This is a genomic window from Variovorax glucosi (assembly GCF_051216695.1).
In the GTDB taxonomy this organism is placed as follows: Bacteria; Pseudomonadota; Gammaproteobacteria; order Burkholderiales; family Burkholderiaceae_C; genus Variovorax.
This window is the reverse complement of record NZ_JBPJZE010000002.1, coordinates 449,520-473,793: the sequence shown is the minus strand read 5'-3', so window position 1 is coordinate 473,793 and position 24,274 is coordinate 449,520. Positions and strand designations below refer to the sequence as shown.

Annotated in this window: 22 protein-coding genes; 6 read left to right on the top strand and 16 right to left on the bottom strand. The window is 62.6% G+C overall.

The window, feature by feature from the left end; genetic code table 11:
• Positions 1-9: 9 nt before the first annotated feature.
• Genes aroB through ACSFA3_RS10455 form a run of 8 tightly spaced genes read right to left on the bottom strand, consistent with a single transcriptional unit; the run spans position 10 to position 8,639 of the window.
• Positions 10-1,152, bottom strand: coding sequence for a 3-dehydroquinate synthase (gene aroB / locus ACSFA3_RS10490; RefSeq protein ID WP_435505384.1), 1,143 nt, complete (start codon positions 1,150-1,152; stop codon positions 10-12).
• A 35-nt stretch (positions 1,153-1,187) separates the two neighbouring features.
• Positions 1,188-1,817 (bottom strand): shikimate kinase, encoded by a 630-nt coding sequence (locus tag ACSFA3_RS10485; protein ID WP_435505383.1) that lies wholly within the window; start codon positions 1,815-1,817, stop codon positions 1,188-1,190.
• The gene (locus ACSFA3_RS10480) at positions 1,799-3,538 is read right to left on the bottom strand and encodes a hypothetical protein (protein WP_435505382.1); all 1,740 of its coding nucleotides are present in this window, start codon (positions 3,536-3,538) and stop codon (positions 1,799-1,801) included. The genes ACSFA3_RS10485 and ACSFA3_RS10480 overlap by 19 nt, the downstream gene beginning before the upstream one ends.
• A 39-nt stretch (positions 3,539-3,577) precedes the next feature.
• Positions 3,578-5,710 carry a type IV pilus secretin PilQ gene (locus ACSFA3_RS10475; RefSeq protein ID WP_435505381.1) on the bottom strand — a complete coding sequence of 711 codons (2,133 nt, stop codon included), beginning with the start codon at positions 5,708-5,710 and terminating at the stop codon, positions 3,578-3,580.
• On the bottom strand, positions 5,707-6,255 hold the full coding sequence (locus ACSFA3_RS10470; RefSeq protein WP_435505380.1) for a pilus assembly protein PilP: 549 nt from the start codon (positions 6,253-6,255) through the stop codon (positions 5,707-5,709). Before ACSFA3_RS10470 ends, ACSFA3_RS10475 begins: the two co-directional genes overlap by 4 nt.
• Positions 6,252-6,935 (bottom strand): type IV pilus inner membrane component PilO, encoded by a 684-nt coding sequence (locus ACSFA3_RS10465; RefSeq protein WP_435505379.1) that lies wholly within the window; start codon positions 6,933-6,935, stop codon positions 6,252-6,254. The genes ACSFA3_RS10470 and ACSFA3_RS10465 overlap by 4 nt, the downstream gene beginning before the upstream one ends.
• A 16-nt stretch (positions 6,936-6,951) precedes the next feature.
• Positions 6,952-7,563 (bottom strand): PilN domain-containing protein, encoded by a 612-nt coding sequence (locus tag ACSFA3_RS10460; protein ID WP_435505378.1) that lies wholly within the window; start codon positions 7,561-7,563, stop codon positions 6,952-6,954.
• Positions 7,560-8,639 (bottom strand): pilus assembly protein PilM, encoded by a 1,080-nt coding sequence (locus tag ACSFA3_RS10455; protein ID WP_435505377.1) that lies wholly within the window; start codon positions 8,637-8,639, stop codon positions 7,560-7,562. Before ACSFA3_RS10455 ends, ACSFA3_RS10460 begins: the two co-directional genes overlap by 4 nt.
• A 245-nt stretch (positions 8,640-8,884) precedes the next feature.
• On the opposite strand from ACSFA3_RS10455, the gene ACSFA3_RS10450 reads away from it, so the two are divergent.
• On the top strand, positions 8,885-11,293 hold the full coding sequence (locus tag ACSFA3_RS10450; protein WP_435505376.1) for a penicillin-binding protein 1A: 2,409 nt from the start codon (positions 8,885-8,887) through the stop codon (positions 11,291-11,293).
• Between the two features lie 27 nt (positions 11,294-11,320).
• Here the strand turns inward: ACSFA3_RS10450 and cyaY are convergent, their stop codons facing one another.
• Complete coding sequence (gene cyaY, locus ACSFA3_RS10445) at positions 11,321-11,644, bottom strand: iron donor protein CyaY (protein WP_435505375.1); 324 nt, start codon at positions 11,642-11,644, stop codon at positions 11,321-11,323.
• Positions 11,645-11,656: 12 nt separating this feature from the next.
• Between cyaY and lptM the strand changes: the two genes are divergently transcribed.
• Together lptM and lysA are read left to right on the top strand one after the other, a co-directional pair.
• Positions 11,657-11,938: an LPS translocon maturation chaperone LptM gene (gene lptM, locus ACSFA3_RS10440; RefSeq protein ID WP_435505374.1), complete on the top strand. Its 282-nt coding sequence runs from the start codon at positions 11,657-11,659 to the stop codon at positions 11,936-11,938.
• Between the two features lie 14 nt (positions 11,939-11,952).
• Entirely contained in the window at positions 11,953-13,221 is a 1,269-nt protein-coding gene (gene lysA / locus ACSFA3_RS10435) for a diaminopimelate decarboxylase (RefSeq protein WP_435506199.1), read from the top strand.
• On the opposite strand, the gene ACSFA3_RS10430 is transcribed toward lysA, so the two are convergent.
• The 5 genes from ACSFA3_RS10430 to ACSFA3_RS10410 all read right to left on the bottom strand — a co-directional run bounded on the left by ACSFA3_RS10430 (position 13,211) and on the right by ACSFA3_RS10410 (position 19,266).
• Positions 13,211-13,885 carry a protein-methionine-sulfoxide reductase heme-binding subunit MsrQ gene (locus ACSFA3_RS10430; protein ID WP_435505373.1) on the bottom strand — a complete coding sequence of 225 codons (675 nt, stop codon included), beginning with the start codon at positions 13,883-13,885 and terminating at the stop codon, positions 13,211-13,213. The genes lysA and ACSFA3_RS10430 overlap by 11 nt on opposite strands.
• A gap of 13 nt (positions 13,886-13,898) precedes the next feature.
• Complete coding sequence (gene msrP, locus ACSFA3_RS10425) at positions 13,899-14,897, bottom strand: protein-methionine-sulfoxide reductase catalytic subunit MsrP (protein WP_435505372.1); 999 nt, start codon at positions 14,895-14,897, stop codon at positions 13,899-13,901.
• Positions 14,898-14,967: 70 nt separating this feature from the next.
• On the bottom strand, positions 14,968-16,284 hold the full coding sequence (gene ccsB, locus ACSFA3_RS10420; protein WP_435505371.1) for a c-type cytochrome biogenesis protein CcsB: 1,317 nt from the start codon (positions 16,282-16,284) through the stop codon (positions 14,968-14,970).
• Positions 16,281-18,461: a cytochrome c biogenesis protein ResB gene (locus ACSFA3_RS10415; protein WP_435505370.1), complete on the bottom strand. Its 2,181-nt coding sequence runs from the start codon at positions 18,459-18,461 to the stop codon at positions 16,281-16,283. Before ACSFA3_RS10415 ends, ccsB begins: the two co-directional genes overlap by 4 nt.
• 130 nt (positions 18,462-18,591) lie before the next feature.
• Positions 18,592-19,266 carry a c-type cytochrome gene (locus tag ACSFA3_RS10410; RefSeq protein ID WP_435505369.1) on the bottom strand — a complete coding sequence of 225 codons (675 nt, stop codon included), beginning with the start codon at positions 19,264-19,266 and terminating at the stop codon, positions 18,592-18,594.
• Between the two features lie 72 nt (positions 19,267-19,338).
• On the opposite strand from ACSFA3_RS10410, the gene yihA reads away from it, so the two are divergent.
• On the top strand, positions 19,339-20,046 hold the full coding sequence (gene yihA, locus ACSFA3_RS10405) for a ribosome biogenesis GTP-binding protein YihA/YsxC (RefSeq protein WP_435505368.1): 708 nt from the start codon (positions 19,339-19,341) through the stop codon (positions 20,044-20,046).
• A gap of 123 nt (positions 20,047-20,169) precedes the next feature.
• The gene (locus ACSFA3_RS10400) at positions 20,170-21,102 is read left to right on the top strand and encodes an alpha/beta fold hydrolase (protein ID WP_435505367.1); all 933 of its coding nucleotides are present in this window, start codon (positions 20,170-20,172) and stop codon (positions 21,100-21,102) included.
• Here ACSFA3_RS10400 and ACSFA3_RS10395 read toward each other — a convergent pair.
• Together ACSFA3_RS10395 and ACSFA3_RS10390 are read right to left on the bottom strand one after the other, a co-directional pair.
• Positions 21,096-21,980, bottom strand: a complete 885-nt coding sequence (locus ACSFA3_RS10395) for an LpxL/LpxP family acyltransferase (protein ID WP_435505366.1) — start codon at positions 21,978-21,980, stop codon at positions 21,096-21,098. The genes ACSFA3_RS10400 and ACSFA3_RS10395 overlap by 7 nt on opposite strands.
• Positions 21,977-22,855: a lysophospholipid acyltransferase family protein gene (locus ACSFA3_RS10390; RefSeq protein ID WP_435506198.1), complete on the bottom strand. Its 879-nt coding sequence runs from the start codon at positions 22,853-22,855 to the stop codon at positions 21,977-21,979. The genes ACSFA3_RS10395 and ACSFA3_RS10390 overlap by 4 nt, the downstream gene beginning before the upstream one ends.
• A gap of 213 nt (positions 22,856-23,068) precedes the next feature.
• Between ACSFA3_RS10390 and metK the strand changes: the two genes are divergently transcribed.
• Complete coding sequence (gene metK, locus ACSFA3_RS10385) at positions 23,069-24,250, top strand: methionine adenosyltransferase (protein WP_435505365.1); 1,182 nt, start codon at positions 23,069-23,071, stop codon at positions 24,248-24,250.
• Positions 24,251-24,274 lie beyond the last annotated feature (24 nt).

Below are 24,274 nucleotides of genomic sequence, written 5' to 3'. Positions count from 1 at the left end.
GCTGGCAAGTCATGCGCCACCGCATTCCGCCAGAACCTCGCGCACCATCGCTTCCGGCGCACTCCGCATCACGGCCGAACCCGGCTTGTCGATGATCACAAAACGGATTTCACCCGCTTCGGATTTCTTGTCGATGCGCATCAGTTCCAGATAGCGCTCGGCGCCGAGCTTCGGCGCCACCACCGGCAGGCCGGCACGCTCGATCAGCGCCGTCAGCCGGGCGACGAACGCAGCGTCGATGCCGCCGAGCTTTTGCGACAGCTTCGCCGCCATCACCATGCCGCAACCGACCGCTTCACCGTGCAGCCACTCGCCGTAGCCGAGGCCTGATTCGATCGCGTGACCGAAAGTGTGGCCAAAATTCAGGATCGCGCGCAACCCGGTTTCGCGCTCATCCTGCCCGACCACCAGCGCCTTGATCTCGCAGCTGCGCCTCACCGCATGAGCCAGAGCCTGCGGACCGCGCGCCATCAGCGCATCGATGTTCGCCTCGATCCAGTCGAAGAACGCCATGTCGTGGATCGGGCCGTACTTGATGACTTCGGCCAGCCCGGCGCTGAGTTCGCGCGACGGCAGGGTCGTCAGCGTCGCGAGATCGCACAGCACGAGTTGCGGCTGATAGAACGCGCCGATCATGTTCTTGCCCAGCGGATGGTTGATGGCCGTCTTGCCGCCGACCGACGAATCCACCTGCGCCAGCAAAGTCGTCGGAATCTGAACGAAAGGCACGCCGCGCATGTAGCTTGCCGCCGCGAAACCCGTCATGTCGCCGACCACGCCGCCGCCGAGCGCGAACAGCACCGTCTTGCGGTCGCTGACCTGCTGCAGCAGCGCGTCGAAGATCAGATTAAGCGTCGGCCAGTCCTTGTAGACCTCGCCATCGGGCAGTTCCAGGACGTGGACATTGCGAAAGCGCAGGCGAAGCGATTTCTCGAGGGCCGCAGCGTAGAGCGGAGCAACGGTGACGTTGGTCACGATCAGCGCACTGGCCGCTGCCGGCACATTGATGAAACTGGCCGGATCGTCCAGCAGACCGGTGCCGATCAGGATCGGATAACTGCGATCGCCGAGCGAAATATCGACGCGTTCGGGTGACGCGGAAGACGCACTTGGCGCGGCGATTTCAGGGGATTCGGACAACGACGACAGCATGGCAGCGATTTTAGGGCGCGGCCGCATCGGCCGAATCAATGAGGGAGAACGGGCGGAATGAAGAGGGAAGACTGGGGCGATGGCGATGGCACGGCCGGCTCGACGGAACCGGGAAGCAGTCCGGCGAGTTCGAGCTGCATGACGATGTGAGTGACCAGCATCGCCACGGACGGCCGGCCGGTTTCCACGATCATGTGCGCCGTCTCGCGATACAGCGGATCGCGCGCATCGTGCAATTCCCGCAGACGCGCCAGCGGATCCTCGACCTGAAGCAACGGACGCTTGAGATCATGACGCAGGCGGCGGTGCAGATCTTCGGGCGACGAGCGCAGGTAGACGACGTGCGCGCCGCCGCGCAGAGCGAGGCGATTGGCTTCACGCAACACTGCGCCGCCGCCGGTGGCGACAACGCCGTGGTGGCCGCCGACGAGTTCGGCGATCACCGATTGCTCGACGTCACGAAAAGCCGGCTCGCCTTCCCGCTCGAAGAATTCGCGGATGGTGCAACCAATGCGTTCTTCGATGAAGCAATCGGAGTCGGCAAACGGCAAATCCAGCCGTTGCGCCAATCGGCGACCAACGCTGGATTTGCCTGAGCCGGGAAGACCGACGAGGACCGTCAGCTTTCCATCGGCACGTTGCTCGATTAGTTTGGCGTTCGGCAACCTTCACCATCCTGATCCACCAAGGGGAATGTTTGCCCACGACTGCTTCCATAAGGCGGAGTCAAGAACGAACCGTTAGCAGCATCTTCCTGGGCAGCCCGAAGAATGTAGACATAAGTCGTTTCGCCTTCGCTACCCGATACGCCAGCAGTCACTTTGATCTTCACTCTCAGCCAAGTTGCAAGATTCTGAGAATAGCTCAACTGAATCAGCGCCAGACCCGAAGCATCGGTCTTAGTCACTGAATTGACAAAAAGTAAAGCGACATCCGACTTCCTTGGTGTGAGGAAACCATCGTGGTTCGTATCCTCAGTGGCATCCAGCACGCTGTTCCGATTGATGTCTTCGTTGAAACACCACTTGTGCGTCAACGTCGCGGGCGTTCCTGAATAGATATCCTGCGTCAGCAGCGTTGCTGGCGCGGGTGGAGTAGAGCCTTTCCAATAGCCATCGATATCAACGACAGCAGAAAGAGAAACATCGGCCTTTGCATTTCCTGCGGAATCGACAGCCTGGATCTGGAATTGTTTGATGTACTGGATGCCACTGGCGCTCTTCGTAATGACGTTATCGGATCCGATTGTCAGCGAGACGGGACTCGATGTCACGGTCAATGCGGTTTCGACAAAGTTAGGGCAAGCAGAAGACGCAAAATCGACTAGGTCGTAGCAGGCACGAACAATAACGCCGTTGGTCGGACTGCCGGTGAGCGCGGCAATGTAGCTGGTGCGCGCAGCGCCAGTCACATCGCTATAGACAACGTTCGACCCCGTCGTCAGTGATTCTCCAGGAAGCGAATTGCTCCTGATCGAAAACCTCACCCGCATGTCCGGAATAGGTACGTTATTTGCTGCGTAAAACAATGCCCTGATTTCCGACTGATTGGCAGTGGAACCACTCGTATTCGACGCGACAACCACTGGAGTTGCGATGGCACTTGCACCCGAAACAGGTCCGACAGCTGGCAATACAGTTCCAGCAACAGAAGACTGCACCTGCAAAGCCAAGGATGTTGTCGCACCCGAACTCTCGATTGCCAAAGGATAGGTTCCAACAGCGGGGGCAGCAAAGCTGAAAGTTACGGAGCCACCCGAACCTGTCGTCTGCGCGGCGATGGCGGCACCCGGGACGCCACTCACATTGACTCTGGTTCCAGCGACGACATTGCCAGTCGCATCCTTGACTACGACACGCATGACGACTGTCTCGCCCGGCTGCGGCTTCGAAGGCGTTGTCGACGATTCCAGAACAATGCCAGTGACGCTGACAGCGCCGGCCTTGGCAAGCGTGCCAGAGTTGACCTTGTAGTTGACCAATCGATTCGATTTATCCGAACCGATACCTATCTTTCCTGTGAAGACACCGTCCGCGCCTGTGACGGCACCAGTGCCTGGCGTAAATACCGCATTGCCATCGAGCGTCACTGAAACCGGTACACCCGCGACGATATTGCGAGACGCATCAACTGCCGTCACCGTCAAAGAAGACTGATCGGTTCCGGAATTGGAAATAGCACTCTTGTCTAGAGAAACGATCAGGTCTGCCGCAACAGGCGTCGTTGTGGAAGTTCCAGTTCCAGTTCCAGTTCCAGTTCCAGTGCTGGTGCCGGTTGCTACAGAAGTCGGAACGCTGGGGCTACCTCCGCCGCCGCCGCAGGCCGCCAGCAGCAAGGCCGCCGCCAGCACGGAGACATTAACTTTCAAATCAATACTCGATTTCATTTCGATCCTCTTCCCCAGAAATTGAACTGCTTCCACTCTTCACCGCGTCGAATTGCGGTCGGTAATCATTCTTGGCGTGATGAACACCAGCATTTCCGTCTTGTTCAAAGTCCGCGTCCGCGTCCTGAACAACGTACCGAGATAAGGCAATTCGCCCAGAACCGGAATGCGTGATTCGTTCGTCGTGTCTTCCAGCTCGAAAATGCCGCCGATCACCACGGTGCCGCCGTTCTCGACCAGGACTTCCGTCTGCACATGCTTGGTATTGATCGCGAAGCCGGCCGTCGTCTGCTGACCGACGGTGTCCTTGTTGACGTCGAGCGTCAGGATGATGTTTCCTTCAGGCGTGATCTGCGGCGTGACTTCGAGCTTCAGGTTGGCCTTGCGGAACGCGATCGAGGTGGCGCCGCTGGAAGTGGCGACCTGGTAAGGCAATTCGGTGCCCTGCTCGATCAGGGCTTTCGTCTGATCGGCCGTGACGACACGCGGGCTGGAAACCACCTTGCCCTTGCCGTCGGCCTCGAGCGCGGAGATTTCGAGATTCAGGAGACGAGAGAAACTCGAATTGAACAGCGACACCGCAAAAGTGCCGGCAGCGGTCCCTGAAACCCCCTGTGACGGCAGATTGACGAAGTTGGCATTCGTGAACGTCGTCGTGGCGCTCGGCGAATTCGCGAAAGCGCCATTGGCGACCGGATTCGCCGTGACGATAGGCATCGCACCGATGGTGCTGCGCGTATTGATCACGCCGCCGCCGAGCCGCACGCCGAGCGACTTGCCGAAGGTGTCGGTTGCTTCGACGATGCGCGCTTCGATCATGACCTGCCGGACAGGAATATCCAGCTTCTGGATGAGTTCTGCGACACGGCTCAAGCGCGACGGAATGTCCGAAACGAAAAGCTGGTTGGTACGTGCTTCGGCGATGACGCTGCCGCGCGGGCTCAGGATGCGCGAGGTCGTTCCGCCGCCACCGCCGCCGCCCGACGAGGCGCCGGTACCGCTCAGTCCTTCGGCGATGGTGAGCGCCTTGGTGTAGTTGAGCTGGAACGACTGGGTGCGCAGCGGCTCGAGATTCTGGATCGCGGCCTGCGCTTCGAACTCGAGCTTTTCCTTGGCGTTGATCTCGTCCTTCGGCGCGATCCACAACACGCTGCCGTTCTTGCGCATGCCGAGGTTCTTCGCCTGCATGATGATGTCGAGCGCCTGATCCCACGGCACGTCCTTCAGGCGCAGCGTGAGCGCGCCGGTGACCGAATCCGAGGTCACGATGTTGAAGTTGGTGAAATCGGCGATGACCTGCAGCAGCGAGCGGATCTCGATGTTCTGGAAGTTCAGCGACAGCTTCTCGCCGTTGTAGCCGGCGCCCTGCGTCAGCTTGGTCGGATCGACCTTGCGCGCACGGACCTCGACCACGAACTGGTTCTCGCTCTGGTACGCACTGTGTTCCCAGTCGCCCTTCGGCTCGATCGTCATGCGGACGCGGTCGCCGACCTGCTGCGTGGTGATGAGTTGCACCGGCGTGCCGAAGTCGGCCACGTCGAGACGGCGGCGCAGGCCTTCGGGCAAGGTCGATTTCGTGAATTCGACCACCAGATTCTTGCCCTGCGGACGGATGTCGACGCCGACCTGGTTGTTCGCCAGATCGACGATGACACGTCCGGTGCTGTCGGAACCGAGCCGGAAATCGACATCGCGCAGCGGCAGCGTGTCGCGGTTGCGGTTCTCGGCGAAGGTGCCGCTGGCCGCGGAAGCGACCAGCGCCGCTCCTGCGACCGGTTCGAGCACGACCAGCAGCGACTTGCCCTGGATCTCGGTCTTGTACGCGGTGGCCTGCTTCAGGTTGAGGACCAGGCGGGTGCGCTCGCCGGCCTGGACGACGTTGATGGAACGCAGATTGCCCTGGTTGACGTCGACTGCCGAACGCCCGATGGCGTTGGTCACGCCCTGGAAATCGAGCGCGATGCGGGCGGGCGTCTGGATCGCGAAACCGGTGGGAGGCGCGGCGAGCGGTTGCGTGAGATCGATCCGCACCACCTCCGAGCCGGACTGCATCGAACTCGTGACCGATTCGATCGCGTTCTGTGCATGCACCAGCGCTGAGGCGCCCAGCGCCACGAGCGCGAAGCCGGCGGCACGAAGCCACCCGGTGAAGTTTGGTTTTTGTGAGCTCATTTCGCTTTCTCTTGCAACTCAAGCGTTGCCGCTCGTTCGATCCATTCGCCCGCGGCGTCCTGCACGATTTCCCGCAAGGCGACTTCTGTTTCGCCGATGCGGGTGATACGCCCGTAATTCAGACCCAGATAGTTGCCCGCGCGCACCTGGTAGAGCAGTTTGTCGACGCGCACGAGAGCGACCATCTGGCCGTTCTTGTTCATGCTTCCCACCATGGCCATGACGTCCAGCGGAAAGGACTCCAGCGACTCCTTGCGACGCGCCAGCTCGGGTGCGATCAGGCCGGACGTGCTGGGCTGGCTCGAGTCCCGGCGCAGCGCCTGCGTGAGTTTCGAGCTGTCGAAAGGCTCGACGAGCGCGGCCTGCGTGTATGCCTGCGGCGTGAATTTCTTGGGTTCGGTGAGAGGCGGCACCGTCGGCTTGACCTCGGCGCGCTGCTGCGCCATCCACTGCTGCAGATCGTCCTGATCGGTGCCGCCGCAACCACCCAGCGCCGCCGTCGCAGCTGCCGCAACGCAAAGCCACACGAATTTGAGCGCTCTCATTGCTTCTTGGCTCCCGATGCAGCAGCGCGCTTCTGCGTCGCCTGCTCCGCTTCGTCGAGGTAGCGGTAGGTCCGCGCCGTGGCGTCCATCGTCAGGCCGCCGTCTTTCTGCGGTGCGATCGACACGTTGTTCAGCGTCACGATGCGCGAAAGGTTCGCGACGTCGGCCACGAACGCACCCATGTCGTGATAGCGCCCGGAAACCCGCAGCGCGATCGGCAATTCGGCGTAGTAATCCTTCACATCGATCTGCCCCGGGCGGAACAGCTCGAACTGGAGGCTGCGGCCGAGACCCGCCTGATTGATGTCCGACAGCAAGGCATCCATCTCGGCCTTGCTGGGCAACTGCTTCTCCAGCAGCGTTACGTACTGCTGGACCTGCTCGCGCTGTTTCTTCAGCAGGTCGAGATTCGCGGCCTTTGCGACCTTGGTCTGGTAGTCCGCGCGCAGCGTGATCTCCTTCGCGCGCTCCGCTTCGAGCTCGTCGTTGGAATTGGTCAGCCAGAGAAACCACAGCGCGCCCACGACCAGCAGCGTCACCGCGACGCACAGGGCGTATCGCGGCACAGCGGGCCAGACAGAGGGATCGTTCGGATTCAGGCCGCGGAACTGGTCGCCGAAACGACGGAATGCCGCCGCGGCATCGACATTGATCTTGGGAGTGGAGCGTTTGGTTGCCATGGTGCCTTGAGCCGCCTTAACGCTTGATGGCGCCAGGCGCCAGCGAATCGGCCGGCTTCTGGTCGTCGGTGGGGCGCTTCAGGCCGATGCGCATGGTGAAATTGGCGACGCGCCGTTGATCGCGCGGGCTCAGCGCCACGGTTCCGGCGGTAATTTCGACCAGTTCCGGCTTGACCAGCCACGGGCTGTTCGTGCCCAGGTTGCGCAAAAGCTCGGACACGCGTTCGTTCGACTGCGCCATGCCCTGCAGCGTGACGGTGCGGTCCTCCTGCTTCATGCTGGCGAGATAGACGCCGTCGGGCAGCTGCCGGACCAGTTCGTTCAGCAGATGAACCGGCAGATTGCGGTCGCCCTGCAGATCTTCGACGGCCTGCTGGCGGGCCTTGAGCGCCGTGATTTCGGACTGGAGCGTCGAGATTTCCTTGATCTCGGCTTCCAGCTTGGTGATTTCGGCCTGGAGAAACGCATTCTTGGATTGCTGACCCGAAATCTGGGACTGATACCAGACGTATGCCGCACCGGCGATCAGGCCGCCCAGCAACGCCGCAGCGCCGAGCGTGGCATAGAAGGTTTCGCGACGTCGCTTGCGCGCGGCTTCCCGATGCGGAAGAAGATTGATCAGGATCACTGGACAAACCTCCGCATTGCCAGGCCGCAGGAGGTCAGGTACGAAGGCGCTTCGCGGCGCACTTTCTTTTCGCGAATGCCGGAACCGATCTCCATGCCGTCGAACGGATTGACGATCGAGCAGGCGAACGATGTCTGCCGGGTGACAGCCGTCGTCAAGCCCGGCAACGCGGCCGAACCGCCTGCCAAGAGGACGTAATCCACTCGGTTGTGGGGCGTGCTGGTGAAGAAGAACTGCAGCGCACGCGCGATTTCCTGCGCGATGCTGGCCACGAAAGGCTTCAGGACGCCGGCGCCGTAGTCTTCGGGCAAATCGCCGCTGCGCTTCTTGTTTTCGGCTTCCTCGTTGGAAAAGCCGTACTGGCGCACGATCAGCTGGGTGAGCTGCGCGCCGCCGAAGGCCTGGTCGCGGTCGTAGAGCACTTCCTGATTGCGCAGAACCTGCATGCTGGTCGTATAGGCGCCGACTTCGAACAGCGCGACCACCGCATCGCGTCCTTTCTCAGGCAGCTGCTCGATGACGCGCGAAGTCGCCAGCCGCGATGCATAGGACTCGATATCGAGAATCACAGCCTTCAGACCGGCAGCTTCGGCGAGACCCTGTCGGTCCTGCACTTTTTCCTTGCGGGAGGCGGCAATCAGCACCTCGACGTCGCCCAGGGAACTTGAGCTTTGTCCGACGACACAAAAGTCAAGGCTCACTTCCTCGAGCGAAAAAGGAATGTACTGGTTGGCTTCGGATTCGACCTGAAGCTCGAGTTCCTGCTCGCTCATGCCGCCGGGGAGGACGATCTTCTTGGTGATGACTGCGGACGGCGGCAACGCCAACGCAACATTCTTGGTGCGCGTACCGCTCTTGCGCACCACGCGACGCACCGCTTCGGCCACTTCATCGAACTTTTCGACATTGCCATCGGTGATCCAGCCACGCTCGAGCGGTTCGATCGCGCAGCGTTCGAGGATCAGCTTGCCGCCGGAGTCCCGGCCAAGCTCAACCAGTTTCACGCTGGAAGAACTAACATCCAGCCCCACCAACGGTGACGGCTGACGGCGAAATAGTGAGCCCAAGGCGGTCAAATTAAAAACCCGATTGGTTTGTAACCATTGGAAAGAAATGCGTGTGGTTGCATGCTAGCAGCAAGCTATTCGGACGACAAAGCAATGCGGCCTTTGCCGATAGATGAACGTCGCAAAAAAGAAACGCAGACGTACGTGTCTGCAACTTTAGTGACGCATACCAATCAGTTAATGATTTGGTATTACATGCGTGATGCATTGAGTCTCAATTTTTTTATAATGCGCAGTTACCCGCAGTTCATCTAATGCCAGATTCCACCAATTCCAGAAAAGCCCCGAAGACGAAAAGTGCTCCGAGTGCGCATTGGTCGAAATGGCCGTTGCGAATCCTGCTGTGGAGCATGGGCATCGTCGCGGCAGGTATTGTGTCCGCGTTGTGCGTGCTGGCCGTTGCGCTTGCAGTCGCATATCCGAATCTCCCCGACATTTCCGAGCTCGCCGACTATCGGCCGAAGCTGCCGCTGCGTGTGTTCTCCGCCGAAGGCACGCTGATCGGGGAATTCGGCGAAGAGCGCCGCAACCTCACCCCGATCGCCACGATTCCCAAGGTGATGAAAGACGCGGTGCTTGCAGCCGAGGACACGCGCTTTTACGACCACGGCGGTGTCGACTACAAGGGCATGGTCCGGGCCGGCCTGGCCAACATGAACCGCGTGAAGAGCCAGGGCGCATCGACGATCACTATGCAGGTGGCGCGCAATGTGTACCTGAGTTCCGAGAAGACGCTGACCCGCAAGATCTACGAGGTCTTGCTGACATTCAAGCTCGAGCATCTGCTGAGCAAGGACCAGATCTTCGAGATCTATCTCAACCAGATCTATCTCGGCAACCGAGCCTACGGTTTCGCCGCCGCATCCGAAGCGTATTTCGGTAAGCCGCTACAGGACATCACCATTGCGCAGGCTGCCATGCTGGCCGGCCTTCCGAAAGCACCGGGCGCAAACAACCCGGTCAACAATCCGACGCGGGCGCGCGGACGCCAGCTCTATGTGATCGATCGCATGCGCGATGCCGGTTTCATCACTGCCGAGCAGGCCGCCGTAGCCAAGAAGGAAGAACTTCACCTGCGCGACGCCGCCGATCCGAACCGCCTGCATGCCGAATACGTGGCGGAAACCGTGCGCCAGCTGATGTATGCGCAATATGGCGACAGCATCTACACGCGCGGCCTCAAGGTCTACACCTCGCTGGTCGCTGCCGACCAGGCCGCCGCGTACAAGGCGCTGCGCAAGGGCATCATGGATTACGAACGCCGCCAGATCTATCGCGGCCCGGAGAAATTCGCCGAATTGCCCAACGATGCAAAGGAATTGGACGAGGCCGTCGACGACGCGCTTTCGGACCATCCCGACAACGGCGACGTGATGGCAGCCGTCGTCCTCAAAGCCACCGCCAAGGAAATCACCGCTGTGCGCGCCAACGGCGAAGTGCTTCTGATCAACGGCGAGGGATTGAAGCCGGCGCAATCCGGTCTTGCCGACAAGGCGCCGCCGAACATTCGCGTGCGGCGCGGCGCGGTGATCCGTGTCGTCAAGACGCCCAAGAACACGTTCGAGATCACGCAGCTGCCCGAGGTCGAAGGTGCGTTCGTCGCCGTCGATCCGCGCGACGGCGCAATCAAGGCGATGGTCGGCGGCTTCGATTTCGGCAAGAACAAGTTCAACCACGTGACGCAGGCCTGGCGCCAGCCGGGCTCGAGCTTCAAGCCGTTCATCTATTCGGCTTCGCTCGAAAAAGGCTTCTCGCCGGCCACGGTCATCAACGACGGCCCGCTGTTCTTCGATGCCGGCACGACCGGCGGACAGCCCTGGGAACCGAAGAATTACGACGGCGGCTTCGAAGGGCCGATGTCGATGCGCCGGGCGCTGATGAAGTCCAAGAACATGGTGTCGATCCGCATCCTGCAATCGATCGGCACCCGCTACGCGCAGGACTGGATCACCAACTTCGGCTTCGAGCGGGAGAAACATCCGGCATATCTGCCAATGGCGCTCGGCGCCGGTTCGGTCACGCCCATGCAGATGGCGACCGCGTATTCGGTGTTCGCCAACGGCGGCTACCGCGTCAATCCGTACTTGGTGACGCGCGTCACAGACCATAAGGACCGGGTGCTGGTCGATACCCAGCCGCCGCTCCTGAACGAGACGATGCGTGCCATTCCGCCGCGCAATGCCTTCATCATGGACAGCCTGCTGCAGTCGGTCGCGAGCGGCGGCACCGCGGCCAAGGCGCAGGCGATGCTCAAGCGCCCCGACATCTACGGCAAGACCGGCACCACCAACGATTCGCTCGATGCCTGGTTCGCCGGCTTTCAGCCCACGCGCACGGCTGTCGCCTGGATCGGCTACGACACGCCGCGCAAGCTGGGCGATCGCGAAACCGGCGGCGGGCTGAGCCTGCCGATCTGGATCAGCTACATGGAAACCGCCCTCAAGGGCGTGCCGGTGACCGAACTCACGACACCGCCGGCGGGCGTGGTGAACGTCGGCGGCGAGTGGTATTACGACGACTTCGGACCCGGACGCGGCGTCTCCAGCCTGGGCGTCGACGTGACACCGGCGATGCCGGCCGAGAACGGTGGCTTCGGTACGTCGCCGAGCAACACCCCGCCGCCTGAAGAACGCAACCGCATCCTGGAGATGTTCAGGAACTGAAGAAGATCAGGCGCCGAACGCTGAAGCTCAGAATTTCAGCGCCTGCCCCGACTGCAGCGACGCTTCGCGAGAGAGATTCGCAAAGAATTCCTCGCCGGTCTTGGTGTCCACCCACGCACTGCCGTCATGCCGGTAGTGATAACCGCCCGACTTCGCCGCCAGCCAGATTTCCTGCAGCGGTTTCTGCAGATTGACGATCAACTGGCTGCCATTCGGAAAGACGATCGTGATCATGCCGCCGACGCGCTGATTGTCGATGTCCGCCTCGGTCGCGTCGTTGATGCGATCGCAGGCTGTCTCGATGGCGCCCAAGGCTGCCTCGGCGCGATCCATGTACTCGGTGTCGGTCATTACAATTTCACGATGTTGAAAGTCCGTCAAATTCTAGTGAGCGCCGCCGGCCTCTTCGTCTTAGGGGTCGGCTTGGCCGGTTGCGGACAAAAGGGCGAGCTCTATCTGCCGACAGATCCGGCAGCGGCTAACCGCGCGACACTTCCCAGCTTGCTGCGACCGTCTTTCGGCGATTCGCGAATGGGAGGCACGGGAAACACCGGAACAGCCACGACGCCCGAGCCGCCGACCCAGTTGCCTTCTGCCTCGCCACTCACGACACCCCTCCTCGACGACAGCGGAACCCTCAAGTGACTTCAATTCCCCAGATGCCGGGCCACCCGCATATTGCGCGTGATGCTTCGGAAGCCTTGCACGTCGAATCCGTCTCACTTGCGGCGCTGGCGGAAGAACACGGCACGCCTCTCTTCGTCTATTCGAAGCAGTGGATGCTGGACGCCCTCGCGGCTTACCAGCGCGGCTTCGAAGGCCGCGATGCGCTGGTCTGCTATGCAATGAAGGCCAACTCCTCGCTCGGCGTGCTGCGCGTGTTCGCGGAAGCGGGTTGCGGATTCGACATCGTTTCCGGCGGCGAACTGAAGCGTGTTCTGGCCGTCGGCGCCGATCCGGCGAAGATCATCTTCTCGGGCGTCGGCAAGACCCGCGCCGAGATGCGGCAGGCGCTCGCGGCCGGCATTGCCTGCTTCAATGTCGAAAGCGAAGCCGAACTGGACGTGCTGAGCGCGGTCGCGCTGGAGACGGGCCAACGCGCGCGCATCAGCATCCGCATCAATCCGAATGTCGACCCGAAGACGCATCCCTACATCTCGACCGGCCTCAAGGGAAACAAGTTCGGCGTCGCTCACGACCGTGCGGTCGAGGTCTATCGCCACGCGGCGTCGCTGCCGGGAATCGAAGTCGTCGGCATCGACTGCCACATCGGCTCGCAGATCACCGAATCGTCGCCGTATCTGGATGCGCTCGAACGCGTGCTCGATCTGGTCGAAGCCATCGAAGCGGCAGGCATTCCGCTGCACCACCTCGACTTCGGCGGTGGTTTGGGCATCGACTACAACGGCGACACGCCACCGGCTGCCGATACGCTGTGGACGCAGCTGCTGGCGCGCATCGACGCACGCGGTTTCGGCAAGCGACGGCTGATCGTCGAACCGGGACGCTCGCTGGTCGGCAATGCGGGCGTCTGCGTGACCGAAGTGCTCTACACGAAGCCGGGCGAGGACAAGAACTTCTGCATCGTCGATGCGGCGATGAACGACCTCCCCCGCCCTGCGATGTACCAGGCCTTCCACCGGATCGAAGCGGTGGCGCCGCGCAGCGGACAGAAAACGATCTACGACGTCGTCGGCCCGATTTGCGAAAGCGGCGACTGGATAGGGCACGACCGCGTGCTCGGCGTACAGGCCGGCGATCTGCTGGCGGTGCTGTCGGCCGGGGCATATTGCATGTCGATGGCCAGCAACTACAACTCGCGCGGCCGTGCAGCGGAAGTGCTGGTGAGCGGCAGTCGCGCCACGCTGATTCGCCGTCGCGAAACCGACGACGACCAGCTTAGAACCGAGTTGCAGCTCAGCGACTGACCGGGCGCGCAGGCTGCGCGCCTGTGCTCTTCATTGCCGCGCCTGCTGCTTTCTGCTTTTGGATGCGCGACTTGCGGGTCGCGTCCCAGACACGCCACAGCATCAGCACCGCGACGATGCCGGCATAGATGAACACTTCGGAAAAATTGTTCTTGCCAGCGCGCATCCAGAAGAAATGCAGCAGACCCAATCCGGCGATCAGATAGACCAGCTTGTGCAGCCGCTGCCAGCGCTTGGCGCCAAGCGCCTTGATCGCACGGTTGAAAGAAGTCGCCGCCAGCGGTGTCAGCAGCACGAATGCAGCGAATCCGACGAGGATGAAATTGCGCTTCGCGATGTCCTTCGCGATCTCGCCGATATCGAACCCCATGTCGAACCAGCTGTAGCTCAGCAGATGGACGACGACGTAGAAATAGACGAACAGCCCGAGCATCCGTCGATAGCGCGCCAGGCCTGTCAGCTTGAACGTGACGCGGAACGGCGTCACGGCCAGCACGATGCAGATGAACCGCAACGTCCAGTCGCCGGTCGACCGGATCAGGTATTCAGCCGGATTTGCACCCAATCCATCGTTGAACGCGCCGTAAACGAGCCACAGGAAAGGCAGCAGACACAGCAGGAAAACGATCGGCTTTCCGGCCTTGCTCATCAACAGCTTGTTCACGCAGAGGTCCGGCTCAGAAGTTCTTCTTCAGGTCCATGCCTGCATAAAGCTGGCCGACCTGCGCTTCATAACCGTTGAACATCTCGGTCTTGCGACGCTTGGCGAAGAGCCCGCCGCCGTCCCCGATACGGCGCTCGGTCGCCTGACTCCAGCGCGGATGGTCGACGTTCGGGTTCACGTTCGAATAGAAGCCGTACTCGTTGGCGGCGGCCTTGTTCCATGCGGTGCCCGGCTCCTTCTCGACAAAGCGGATCTTCACGATCGATTTCGCCGACTTGAAACCGTATTTCCATGGCACAACGAGTCGCACCGGCGCGCCGTTCTGGTTAGGCAGCACTTCTCCGTACATGCCGAAGCTCAGCAACGTCAGCGGATGCATCGCCTCGTCCATGCGCAGGCCTTCGGCATACGGCCAGTCGAGCACACGCGAACCGACGAACGGCATCGTCTTCGGATCGGCCAGCGTGACGAACTCGACGTACTTGGCATTGCCCTGCGGCTCGACCTTCTTGATCAGTTCGGCCAGCGAATAACCGACCCACGGAATCACCATCGACCAGCCTTCGACGCAACGCAGCTTGTAGATGCGCTCCTCCTGAGCGCTCATCTTGATCAGGTCCTCGATGCCGTATTTGCCCGGCTTCTTGACCAGACCTTCGACCTCGACCGTCCACGGACGTGTCTTCAGCGTGCCTGCGTTCTTGGCCGGATCGGCCTTGTCGGTGCCGAATTCGTAGAAGTTGTTGTAGGTGGTCGCGTCCTTGTAATCGCTGACCTTCTCCATCGACTGCGCACCCGGAACCGCCGATTTCGCACCTTTGAGCGTTGCCAGCTTGCCCGGCGCTTCGGCCTGGGCGAGTGCGTCGCGGGCTGCCCAGGAAGCCATTGCGACGCCAGCTGCGCCGGTCGCCATCAGCTTGAGCATGTCGCGCCGACCTTCGTAAGCCTCGCGCGGCGTGATCTCGCTGGGAAAGGGATGGGAAAAACCTGTGTCGCTGGATTTGATCAGCATGTCGCGCCTTTGACTTTTACGTTGACCGGTAAGTATTCAGGATACGCAGAGCCGGCGCGAATGGATTCCTTCAAAGGGTGCCATAGCTGTGCAGCCCGCTCAGGAACATATTGACGCCGAGAAATGCAAATGTCGTAACCGCCAGCCCGATGAGAGCCCACCAGGCGGCGACGGTTCCCCGCAATCCCTTGACGAGACGCATGTGCAGCCATGCCGCGTAATTGAGCCAGACGATCAGCGCCCAGGTCTCTTTCGGGTCCCAGCTCCAGTAGCCGCCCCAGGCGTCGGCTGCCCACAGCGCGCCGAGCACGGTGGCGATGGTGAAGAACGCGAAACCGACCGCGATCGACTTGTACATGACGTCGTCGAGCACCTCGTTGCTCGGCAATCGCGCCGCGATCCGCTTTCGGCCGAGCAGGATGCCGCCGGCGATCAGCGTGGCTATAGCCGCATAACCGACCCAGTAGCTGCCGCCCGCCTCCTGAACCCGCTGGCGGAACGCGACCGGCACGAAACACAGCGCGACGCCCAGCAGCCAGATCGGCGTCAGCTTGTACCAGCGCGTTTCGCTCGCCTGCTCCTTGATGAGGTAGGCGAACGCCACCATCGCCGCCAGCGAGAAAGTGCCGTAACCGATGAAATTGGCCGGCACGTGCAACTTCATCCACCAGCTTTGCAGCGCGGGAACCAGCGGCTGGATTTCCTGCGCATCGCGCACCAGCGTGTACCAGAGCAGGAAGCCGATGGCCGCGCTGACGATCAGCATCACGAAGGCACCCATCGCGCGCGTCGCGTAGCGCTCCTCGAAGTACAGGTAGAACGCAGCCGTCAACCAGCTGAACAGCACGAACACTTCATACAGATTGCTGACCGGGATGTGGCCGATGTCCGGGCCGAGCTGATGGCTCTCGTACCAGCGCACCATCGTGCCGATCAACGCCATCGTGATGGCCGCCCAGGCGATGCGCGAACCGATCAGCTCCATCGCGTCGCCCTGCTTGCCGCCGAAAAGGCCCAGCCAGTAGAACGTCGTGCTCATGAAGAACAGGACGCTCATCCAGAGGATGGCCGACTGGCTCGACAGGAAGTACTTCAGCCAGAACACGCTCTCGGCGCGTGCCAGATCGCCCTGATAGGAACTGATCGCCAGCAGCGAAGCCGCCGCGACGACGATGGCCAGCACCCGCAGCGGCCGCCAGAACCAGCCCATTCCGACCATCGCGGCCAGCGCGGCGACGAGGATCGGTTTTTCGTAATAGTCCATCGATGCGCCGTGCCGCGCGAACGCGAAAAGGCCACCTGCCACGACCAGCGCGGCGAAGATCCAGTCGAAGGTATCTCGGCGCGAGCGCCAGCTGTCGTGCAGCGTGAGTGTCGTTGTGTTCATGACGCAGTGTCTTTCGAAACTTCGGATTCCCGACCGCGGTGTTTCCCGAGGGCGAGCAGCTTGGCCTTGAGGTTGTCGAATTCGCGGTCGCTGTCCATGGTCGGGCGGTTGACCGAAAACGCCATCGTGGCTTCGCTGCCCGACCCGTCGACCTTCGGCGCCAGCCAGACCCAGAGACGACGGTCGCGCACATAAAGCATGGCGAAAATCCCGACGATCAGGAACAGGCAGCCCAGATAGACGATGTTCTTGCCCGGCGCGCGCGCCACCTGGAACACGCTGGCCTGCACCTGCGTGAAGTCGGTCATCATCATCGCGAGGGGCGCCGGGTAGAAATGCGCGTCGCTGATCGCCAGCACCGCCTGCGTCAGAAACGCCTGCGACTTGTCGTCGCCAGGCAAGGCGGCATGCCCGGCCGATTCGCGGCTCAGGTTGAGCACCTCGAACAGCACTTCATTGAGGATGCGCACCAGAACCGTGCCGGCACGTTCGCGCTCGGCCATCGGCACATTGGCTTCCATGAATTCGGCAATCGCCTGCCAGCCTCCCAGGCTGGTTGCACCATCCTTCGCGCGCTCGGAGCCGGCGAAAAGTGCCAGCGCGCGGGTCGCCGATGCGCGCAACTGGCCGGCAAGCTCGGTACGCGTCGGATCGGCGGCGCGGGCGATGTAGCGATCGACGGCGCGGGCACGCGTTGCCGGATCGGCCAGCGCGGTGCGCATGCGCACGAAGCCGTCCATTGAGCCTTCCTCGTCGGCTGGCACGCGCAGGTAGCGGAATGCGTCTTCCGGCCTTTCGCGCATGCCGAGGAGGAATACCGGCTGGCCGTCGCCGGTATCGACCGGCACCATGTAGTTCTGGTATTCCCGCGCCTGCCCGGATGCGTCGCGCAGCTTGTAGCCGATGCTCGGGCCGATGTTGCGCAGGGTCTTGGGTTTGTCGGTCTTGTTGGCTGCGCCCATGCGCGATTCGAGACGGGTGTGCAGATCGACCTTGCGCACGTCGGCGCCGCTGGTCATCGGGCCGTTGGCCTCGTCGGCGAAGTTCTCGACGTTGATGACACGCAGTGCGACGTATTCGAGCGTGAGCTTGTCGCTGCCGTTCGTGATCTCCGCGCTGGTGCCGATCTTTCCTTCGAGCTCGAACGGCCTGGCTGCAGCCGCCATCGGCACCGCCTTGAGCTTCACGCTGGAGCCGCCGTCGTCGAAGCTGGACTGGTAGATTTCCACGCCCTTGTAGCTGGCCGGATGGTTGACCTCGATCCGTGCCGGCACCTGGGCGCCGGTTTCGCGGTCGTGCAGCACGACTTCGCTGGCGAACAGCTTCGGCATGCCGGTCGAGTAGTAGTCGACGATGAATTTCTTCAACTCGATCGAAAAAGGCAGTTCCTGCAGCAGCACGCCGTCGGATTGATTCAGGATCGCGACGCTCGATTGACCGCCTTCCGCAACGAGGATGTTGCCGCGAAAAGTCGGGTTGCCCGGAGACAGGCGGTGCTCCGGCGCGACGTCGGCGATCATGCCGCCGCCGGTGAAGACGCTCTTTCCGTTGAACCAGGTCTGCGCCCGCACCACCAGGTCGCCATCGAGGAGGCCACCCAGGCAGATCAGCACGATGGCGCCGTGCGCAGCGATATAGCCGAGCTTGTGCGCCCCACCGGCCCGCGCCGCCACCATCCAGCCGCGGCCGTCGCCTGCGGCCTCGCGGTGCTGCAGCTTCACCTTCCAGCCGCCGCCTACGAGCATCTGGCCGATGCGCTGCGCTGCGGCCTCGGGCGCCTCGGGCAGCGTCGTCGCCGCGCGCTGGCCAAAGGCTTTCAGGCTCTGCGCGCGGATGTCTTCCTTGAAAGTGCGCAGATCGGCCAGGATGCGCGGCGTGTTGCGCGAGATGCAGAGCGAAGTGCTGATCACCAGAAACAGCAGGATCAGCAGGAACCACCAGGCGCTGTAGATCGAATCCAGCCGCGCCAGACGGAACAGCGCAGCCCAGAACGGCCCGAACTGGTTGACGTAGTTGCCGACCGGCTCATGCTGCTTGAGCACCGTGCCGATGATCGATGCGATGCAGATGACCGTGAGCAGCGCGATGGCGAAGCGCATCGAAGAGAAAAGCTCGACCGCCGCGCGAACCGTTTGCGGACCGCGACGGACGCGAAGACCGTGGGTGGAAACTGACATGGCTTCAGGCTCTGTCTCTGGAAAATGCAAAAAAGGCGGGCCGTCCTCGATGGATCGGCCCGCCCTGTTTGGAATTGTTATCGGCGGTTAGTTCAACGTCGACGCGCAATACGCGGGGAATAGGATCGAATCAACGCAGTCCTGCGATGTAGTCAGCTACCGCCTTTATCTCGCGGTCGTTCAGCTTGGCTGCGACACCGGTCATCTGCAGGCTGTTCGTGCGGATGCCATCGCGGAAAGCGACCAGCTGCGCCGCCGTGTAGTCGGCATGCTGACCGCCCAGACGCGGGTACTGGGCCGGGATGCCGGCACCGTTCGGACTGTGGCAGCCGGCGCAGGCGGCGATCTGGCGATCGGCGATGCCGCCGCGGTAAATCTTCTCGCCCAGTGCGACGCTGTCCTTTTCTTTCGAGAAACCGGTCTTGATCGGCTTGGCACCGACGAACCATGCGATGTTGCGCATGTCTTCGTCGGAAAGCGCCGATGCGTACGGCTTCATGATCGCGCTCTTGCGCTTGCCGGACTTGATGTCCTGCAGCTGCTTGACGATGTATTCGGGGTGCTGTTGCGCCAGCTTGGGGTTGGTCGGAATGGCCGAGTTGCCGTCTGCGTTGTGGCAGGAAGCACAACTCTGGCTATTGGCCGGCGCAGTATTGAAGAGCGTGTCGCCCTTGGCCGGATCGGGCTTAGCAGGCCGGGCGGGCTTGGCCGGAACCGCGGCTTCTTCAGCGGCCTCCGCCACGAAACTGACGCCAACGGCAGTGCCGATGAGGGCTGCAAGCAGGAGATTGGCAAACAACTTCATATCGGGGGGCTTCGATTTATTGGCGCAAAACGGCGCGATTCTACAATGGCCCCTTGTTCCGAAAGCCTTCAGATGACCTCCCCCGCGCCCTCCCCGGCCAACGCCACGGTTCCTGCCGCGGCTCACGCCACGCGACCCGCCGCGCTCAGTCCCGACAAAATCCGCACGGCCATGGGCTGGCTGCACACAGCACATTTCCTGACCAGCGCGCCTCAGCTGGAACATCTGCCACCCTTCGATCTCCCCGAAATCGCCTTCGTCGGTCGCTCCAACGCCGGCAAATCCACCGCCATCAACACGCTCACGCAGCAACACCGGCTGGCCTACGCGTCCAAGACGCCTGGCCGCACGCAGCACATCAACCTGTTCGGCGTCGGCAAGCAGAAGCTGGACGATGCCGTGCTCGCCGACCTGCCCGGCTACGGTTACGCGGCGGTGCCGCGCGAGGCCAAGCTGCGCTGGCAGCGCGTGATGGGCAACTACCTGATGACGCGCGAGAACCTGCGCGGCGTGGTGCTGATGTGCGACCCGCGCCATGGTCTGACCGAGCTCGACGACATCCTGCTCGACGTCATCCGTCCGCGTGTCGAGGCAGGGCTGAAGTTTCTGGTGCTGCTGACAAAGTCAGACAAGCTCACGCGTTCTGAAGGCGCCAAGGCGCTGTCCATCGCGCGACTGCAGGCCGGCGGCGGCGAGGTGAAACTGTTCTCGGCGCTGAAGAAGCAAGGCGTCGAAGAAGCCGGCGAACTGATCTGGAGATGGGCCCATCCGGAAATCTAGGCTCGCCCCCAGGCTTCGCGCACTTCGTGTCGCTGCGCCTACCCCCTACCGGGGGCAACACCAGCGGCCGGGCGAAGCCCGTTCCGCGGTGTTTCTGGAACAAGCAAGTTGGGAGAGAGCCGCATGATCGAAACCTTCCAGCGCACCCTGCCGAATGGCATCGTGCTCGACTGTCGCGCTGCGGGCATATCCGGCCGGCCCCTGATGCTCTTCCTGCACGGCTTTCCCGAGGCCGCGTTCATCTGGGACGCCTTGCTTCGCCATTTCTCCTTGCCGGAGAACGGCGGCTACCGCTGCATCGCACCGAACCTGCGTGGCTTCGCCGGCTCCAGCGCTCCGGCGGACGTCGCGTCTTACAAGGCGCATCTGCTGGTGCAGGACATCAGACAACTCGTCGCCACCGAGAGCGAAGGCGGCACCATCGCCGTGCTGGTCGCGCACGACTGGGGCGGCGCTTTCGGATGGGGCATGGCGAACGCGTTTCCGCAGGAGGTGCAGCGGCTGGTCATCGTCAATTCGCCGCATCCCGGCACCTTCGCCCGCGAGTTGCGCGACAACCCGGCGCAGCAGGAAGCCAGCGCATACATGCACTTTCTCTCGCGGCCGGACGCCGAAGCGCTGCTTGCCGAAGGCGATTACCGCCGCATGTGGGGCTTTTTCACGTCGATGGGGGCGGGCGCTGAAGGTTTCGGGTGGCTCACCGAGGCGGTCAAGGCGCAGTACCGCGAAGTCTGGAATGCCGGGCTGACCGGCGCATGCAACCTGTACCGCGTCACGCCGTTGAAGCCGCCGTTCGAAGCCGGTGCAACCATCGGGTTCCAGATGCCGCCCCACGAAAAAGTGACGGTCGACGTGCCGACGCTGGTGATCTGGGCGCTCGGCGATACCGCGCTGCTGCCGGGCCTGCTCGACGGCCTGGATGCATGGGTACCGGAACTCGACATCGCCCGCATACCCGACGCGACGCACTGGATCGTCCACGAGCAGCCGGAGCGTGTGATGCGCGAGATCGCCGAGTTCATCGACCGGCATCCACAGCGCCCTTCTAATCAGTAGACGCCCGGCTCGCCCTCGGGCCGCGTCTTGAACCGGCGATGCACCCAGTAGTACTGCGACGGCATCTCGTCGATGTAGCCCTGAAGCCGCGCGTTCATCAGCGCGGTGTCGGCCACGGCATCGTCGGTCGGGAAGTTCTGCCACGCCGATAGCACCTCGATCTCGTAACCGCCCGGTGTCAGACGCGACACCACCGGCACCACCTTCGCGCGCCCCAACCGCGCAAAGCGCGAAAGCGAAGGCACCGTCGCAGCCTGCACGCCGTAAAACGGCACGAAAACTGTCTGGTCGCGGCCGAAATCCATGTCGGGCAGCAGGTACAGCAAGCCGTTCTTGCGCAAGCCGGCCACGATCGGCTTGATGCCATCCACACGGTTGAGCGTGATGACGTTGCCGAAGCGCTTGCGCCCCTCGCGGATCCAGGCGTCGACCAGCGGATCGCGTTGCGTCGTGTAGATCGTGGTCGAAGGTCGCGCGGTGTGCATGGTCAGTGCGGTGGCCGCGGCGTCAAGGCCGTAGAAGTGCGGCGCAAACAGGATCATCGGCGCGCTGCCGTGCGCGATCTCCTCGATTTCGGGTGCGGCACCGACCACGCGAAGCCGGCTGGCCACCACATGTTCCGGCGCATGCCAGAGCCAGCTGCGGTCGAGCCACGATTGCGCGACGAAGACGAAGGTTTCGCGCGCGATGGCGCGGCGTTCGGCCGGCGATTTCTCCGGAAAGCACAGCGCCAGATTCGTATCAACAACGTGGCGGCGAGGTTTCGCCAGCATATGCAGCACGCGCCCGAACGCGAACCCGATGCCGCGAACCAGCGGTAGCGGCAGATGGGCCAGCGCGCGCATAAAGCCGATGCCCAGCCTGGCGGAAATGCTCATGCCGATTCCTCGGCCGACGGGATCGGCTTGGGCTGCTTGTACCGTGCGTAATCCCATACGTACTGGCCGGGCAGGCTGCGGATCAGCTGCTCGATGCCCTGATTCATGGCTGCGGCTGCGGCTTCGGGCGTGGCCTTCGGGTCGCTCATCGCGGTGCCGTCGAACGGCTCGCAGCGGATGACGTAACCGGCGCCGCGCGGCAAGCGCTCGCACACGCCGAGGAACACGCGCGCGCCGGTCTGCTGCGCGAGGCGCGGCAGCAAGGTCATCGTGTACGCCTCGCGACCGAAGAACGGCGCCCAGACGCCCTGCCCCAGCGGCGGCACCTGATCGGGCAGCACGCCGGTATAGCCGCCCGAACGCAATGCGCGAATCAGGCTGCGCACGCCCTTCGTGCTGGTCGGCACGGTCTGCAGGCCGGCGCGGTCGCGCGAGCTGTCCATGAGCTTCGCCATCCAGGCCTTGCGCGGCGGGCGGAACAGTGCGGTCAGCGGACCGTAAGTGCCGACGAGGCGCTCGGCCAGCGCCTGCCCGTACATCTCCCAGCTGCCCAGATGCGGCGTCACGATGATCACGCCCTTGCGCTCGGCCAGTGCGGCCTCGAAAGCCTCGATGCCGTCCCAGCGCACCACGCGCGGCAGCACGCTTTCACCGCGCGGGCGCGCCCAGAGCCACGGCAGTTCGGCGGCCATCGCACCAGCCGCGCCAATGGCAGGCCGGTACTGCGCTGGCACGAAGCCGGCCGCTTCTGCATTCGTCTTGAATCGACGTCGGTAATCGGGCGAAATCCACCAGACCAGCCAGCCGAAGCCGGTGCCGAGCCAATGCATCAAAGGCAATGGCAAACGGGCGAGCAGACGAAAAACGGTGGGCAACATCAGGGTCGGGAGTAGGGACGCGCATGCATTGAAAACAACCCTTGCATGGCTCGAATAGAATCGAAATTGTCGCTGAGTTATGGAACTACTTGCAGGGCGACAAGCACAAGCGCCAGCCGATTGTGCCTATGCCGGGAACGGCACTGCTAAAGCGTTCGCCGAGGCTTCACAGCTGGCAACGCGCCAACTGAATCAATGGAGCATCAAACAATGGCGAACGACTTCCTCTTCACTTCCGAATCCGTCTCAGAAGGCCACCCCGACAAGGTTGCCGACCAGATTTCCGACGCGATCCTCGACGCGATCTTCGAGCAGGACCCGCTCAGCCGCGTCGCCGCCGAAACGCTGACCAACACCGGCCTCGTGGTGCTCGCCGGAGAGATCACGACCAACGCGCACGTCGACTACATCCAGGTCGCGCGCGACACCATCAAACGCATCGGCTACGACAACACCGACTACGGCATCGACTACAAGGGTTGCGCCGTGATGGTCTGCTACGACAAGCAGTCCAACGACATCGCGCAAGGCGTCGATCACGCATCCGACGACCATCTCAACACCGGCGCCGGCGACCAGGGCCTGATGTTCGGCTACGCCTGCGACGAGACGCCGGAGCTGATGCCCGCGCCTATCTACTATGCGCACCGCCTCGTCGAGCGCCAGGCCCAGCTGCGCAAGGACGGCCGCCTGCCCTTCCTGCGTCCGGACGCCAAGAGCCAGGTCACGATGCGCTACGTCGACGGCAAGCCGCACAGCATCGACACCGTCGTTCTCTCGACCCAGCACCATCCCGACCAGAGCGAGACGGCGACCAAGATGAAGCAATCCTTCATCGACGCAGTGATCGAGGAAATCATCAAGCCGGTGCTGCCGAAGGAATGGCTGAAGGAAACCCGCTTTCTGATAAACCCGACCGGCCGTTTCGTCATCGGCGGTCCGCAGGGCGACTGCGGTCTCACCGGCCGCAAGATCATCGTCGACACCTACGGCGGTGCCTGCCCGCACGGCGGCGGCGCTTTCTCGGGCAAGGATCCGTCGAAGGTCGACCGCTCCGCAGCCTACGCCGCGCGTTATGTTGCAAAGAACATCGTCGCCGCCGGCATCGCGCGCCAGTGCCAGATCCAGGTCGCGTATGCGATCGGCGTGGCCGAGCCGATGAACATCACGGTCTACACCGAAGGCACGGGCGTGATCTCCGACGAGAAGATCGCGGCACTGGTACGCGAACATTTCGACCTGCGTCCGAAGGGCATCATCCAGATGCTCGACCTGCTGCGCCCGATCTACCGCAAGACCGCCGCCTACGGCCATTTCGGCCGCGAAGAGCCGGAATTCACCTGGGAAACGACCGACAAGGCCGCCGTGCTGCGGGCTGCTGCCGGACTCTGAACCGGACCTGGAGAGTCGATCTCC